Consider the following 3,760-nt stretch of genomic DNA (forward strand, 5'->3'; position numbering starts at 1 on the left):
ACATGACTAAATCCTTTATAACCAAAAATGATTTCGTTATCCGCTTTGTTTAAAATAATGGAGTACAAACCAGACTTGGTTACGGTAAATTCCATATCAGAACTACTGTTCGTTGAATTCTGCACTAATTCAGTTGAACTTGCACCCATACTCCACGAGCCTTTATCCTCAGTTAGTGAATTAACGAACTTAAAGGTTCCAATCTGTAAATTGCCTTCCCACTGATATTTATTACCAATATCTTTGCCTTCGATAATTTCAGTTAGTTTAATCGCATCGCTGATTTCCGGCCCTTTTGGGTTAGCAGATCCAACCAAATAGAGATTCACAGGTTCGATCTCGAAGGTGGTTACCATTACCTTTGTAGTTGAGATTTCTGGCTTAACAAAATAATCTCCTTCTGATGAGGCTATTATTTCGGCTTCAATCTCGGTGCTGCTTCCGTAGTTTACGCCAAGGCCGTACAGGGTTGCATTTAAATCGAAATGCGAAATGCTGTATTCCGAAACACCTGCATCTAATTCAATTTTATCGATGGCAGTGGTAAGCCCGGGTAGTCCCAGTTTAAAATAGTAGGTTATCGTACCATTGTTTGCGCGTTCCTGTGCCGGATCCCAGCTGAATGTAATGGCGGGTTCATTCATTAAATCCTGTGATAGGGTAATCTCCTCAACGCTGGGAGTCAGGTGCATGCCGTCTTCAACGGTGTCTATCTCAATTTTTACATCGTACTCTTCATCGCAACTGCTAAAAAGTAGCATGCTCATTGCGAAGATTACGAATAGTATATTTATTTTTTTCATCTCTTTCAAATTTGTTAAAGTAGTTTTCCCAATTATTCAGATTCTGTCCAGTAAGGTGATTGTACCAGGTTTGGATTTTTGTCAATTTCATCCTGGTAAATAGGGAACCAGTAATATTTTTTCTGATATATCCTTTTCTGGTATTGCGTACGCACGAAGAACGCTTTTGGATTTGATGGGTCATCCGATTTATCGGTACCTGAGAAATTCATACCATAGAAATCTCCATCCAGCACATCTTCCGCTTCTTTCCAGCGTCTCAGATCGTCGTAACGAACACCTTCACCGCATAGTTCAACACGGCGCTCGCGACGGATAATTTCACGCATTTCGTCCTGGTCGTTCAGATTTACTGCGATATAACCATCTTGTTGAGAAGTTGCATATTGAGGAATACCGGCTCTTTCACGAATCAGGTTCAGGTAAGTAAGAATTTCCTGGTTTCCCGGGCTTACCTCATTAAGTATTTCGCAATAACTAAGGTAGGCTTCGGCAAGGCGGTAAACGATACCCGGGCGATATTGCCATGAACCATTTTTAGAATCTGAGTTGGGATGTTTTCGTTTTAACCCTAAATACCCGTTCTGAGGTGCATCGTGGGTGTAGTTATTGTCTTTTCCATACTGATAAAAATCAACATTCCGACGGTCCCAGATGTAATAACGTTCGTTCCAAAGAATGGCATTGTAGAAACGCGGTTCGCGGTTTACATACATGTTGAAAGTTCCTGCTTTTGCCGCTACTTTTTCTTTGCCGTCGTACCAGTTCCAGTTATCGGTATTTCTTACATCATCGTTTGTTGAAAAACCACTTTCAGTATAACCCGATTCCGGGTTGATGATAGGCTTGGTTTTATCTCCGTTCTCATAGCCCAAAATTGGCGAAAGGCCATTATCCATAAAGAAAGCATCAACTATAGATTGAGTCATGCCCAAACCTCCGTTACCTCCTGCTCCGTATGGAGAAATGTGTTTGTCGAATTCCGTTTGGTTTTGCGGACGTGCAAAAAGAATTTCTTTATTTCCATCGGCATAAGTACGGGCATGCACCCAGGCTGTTGATGCAAATGGATCGATACTGCCATCGTCGTTATACATTTTGTACAACTCATGTCCTGCAGCTTCAGCTTCCTGAATCAGCAATCGGTGTGCCTCCAGCGCTTTTGTCCATTTGTTTTGATCGTATGAGCTGCTGAAAAGCGGAGTGCCTTCGGTATCAGTGAAGTTGGCATAATCAGGGTTGCCGTTTACCAACGGAGAAGCTGCAAAAAGTAGCATGCGGGCACGTGCCGCCAAACACATTACTGATGTAACGCGGCCATATTTTATTGCCTGTGTGTAGCTTGCCGGTAAAATTTTGGATGCTTCCAACATTTCATTGTCGCACCATTCAATTATTTCATCGTATGGAACGGGGCCGGTTAGTAGCTCTTCTGTCGAACCATTGGTTGGTGCAATATAATCGGGTTGAAAAGGACAAACACCGTAGCAGTTTACAAACAAACTGTAGTAGTAAGCCTGTAAAAAACGACATTCGGCCTGTATGTATTCAACTTCCTGTGCTGTAATTGTAGTTCCTTCGATTGGCACAACATTAGCTCGCAAAATATTTGCTGTACGAATACGTTTCGGTAGATCTCCCCAGTAACCACCATCCCATGGAGTTGCGGTGTTCCAGTTACCTGTAATTTTTGGAATGGCATCCCATCCCCATTGTTGCCAACGTTCAGAAGGTGTCCAGTCGTCGCCCATAACGCCCCATCCGGTTCGGTTTAAATAGCCCCAGGTTGGATCGGGTATACCGGAATACACATAAGCGAGCATACTTTCCATTCTGTCTTTGTCAGTGAAAACCATATCCATGGTTAATTCTGTATCTGATTCTTTATCCAGGTAATCCGTGCAGGAAAACATGGTGCCCAGCAGCAGTATCAGGAATATATATTTTAGTTGTATTTTCATCTTTCTATATTTTATAGGTGATTTCATCTGTTTATAATTGTTTATTTTTTAAGGTAACAGATGTAACTCCCATGATTATAATCATTCGTATTTTCGTATAATAATTTCTCATGGTCGTTTCATTATCAGAATATTAAGTCAATTCCGAGCATAACTGATTTAATTGGAGGATATTCAGTTCCGTTGGAAGTTGAAAGTTCAGGATCCCACAATTTGAAATCAGAGAATGTCAACAGGTTATTTCCGTTGATGTAAATACGACATGCTTTAAACATATCTTTTTTTACCGATGCCGGAATGTTGTACCCGATTTCAATTTGTTTCAAACGCAGGAAGCTCATATCCTTTTTCCACCAGGTAGAATTTGCGTTGTTGTTGTAATTTGTAGCGTACGACAAACGTGGATAGAAAACATCCTGCGATGGATTTTCTTCGGTCCAGCGGTCGGTATAGTTGGTGAAGATATTTCCCTGAATTCCCTGTCCTGATCCCGGAATAAAGTACTCACTTTCGTCGCCAATAAAACGGTAGGTGTCTCCAACTCCCTGGAAGAATACACTAAAATCGAAGCCATGTAACGAAATGTTTCCGCCAAATCCGTAAACCATACGCGGGTCGTTGGTTCCACCAACATAACCTTTGTCTTTTGAATTGATTACGCCGTCTTCGTTCCAGTCAAGAATTTTAATGTCACCGGGACGTACTTCAGCCAGTTCGTTTTGTGGTAGTTCCGGAAGCAGATTGCCCGAACCGTCGAAATCCTCAGCTGTATACAATCCGATTGCCTCATAGCCGTACAGTTCGTTTATTGAGTGGCCGGTAATATCCTGATGGGTTCCTTGTTGCCCTGCCGGAACATCATATTCCAGTATTTCGTTTTTAGCATAACTTACGTTGGCAAAAAACGAGATGTCGGCCTGGTTTATTTTCTTATTGTAAGTAATTGCAGCTTCACCCCCATGGTTTTTCACTTTTCCGAAGTTGGCATAAGGAGTG

At 41.8% G+C, this 3,760-nt stretch carries 2 protein-coding genes and 1 pseudogene; all 3 read right to left on the reverse strand.

Annotated features, from left to right (window positions below):
- Nucleotides 1-803: SusE domain-containing protein (locus tag ABZB17_RS21405; protein WP_372653492.1), on the reverse strand; the 803-nt coding region annotated here is incomplete at its 3' end.
- Between the two features lie 32 nt (nucleotides 804-835).
- Entirely contained in the window at nucleotides 836-2,764 is a 1,929-nt protein-coding gene (locus tag ABZB17_RS21410) for a RagB/SusD family nutrient uptake outer membrane protein (protein WP_372653495.1), read from the reverse strand.
- A gap of 125 nt (nucleotides 2,765-2,889) precedes the next feature.
- Nucleotides 2,890-3,760: pseudogene (locus tag ABZB17_RS21415) on the reverse strand (hypothetical protein); the annotation flags it as partial.

This window comes from Draconibacterium sp., from assembly GCF_041583095.1.
Classification (GTDB): domain Bacteria; phylum Bacteroidota; class Bacteroidia; order Bacteroidales; family Prolixibacteraceae; genus Draconibacterium.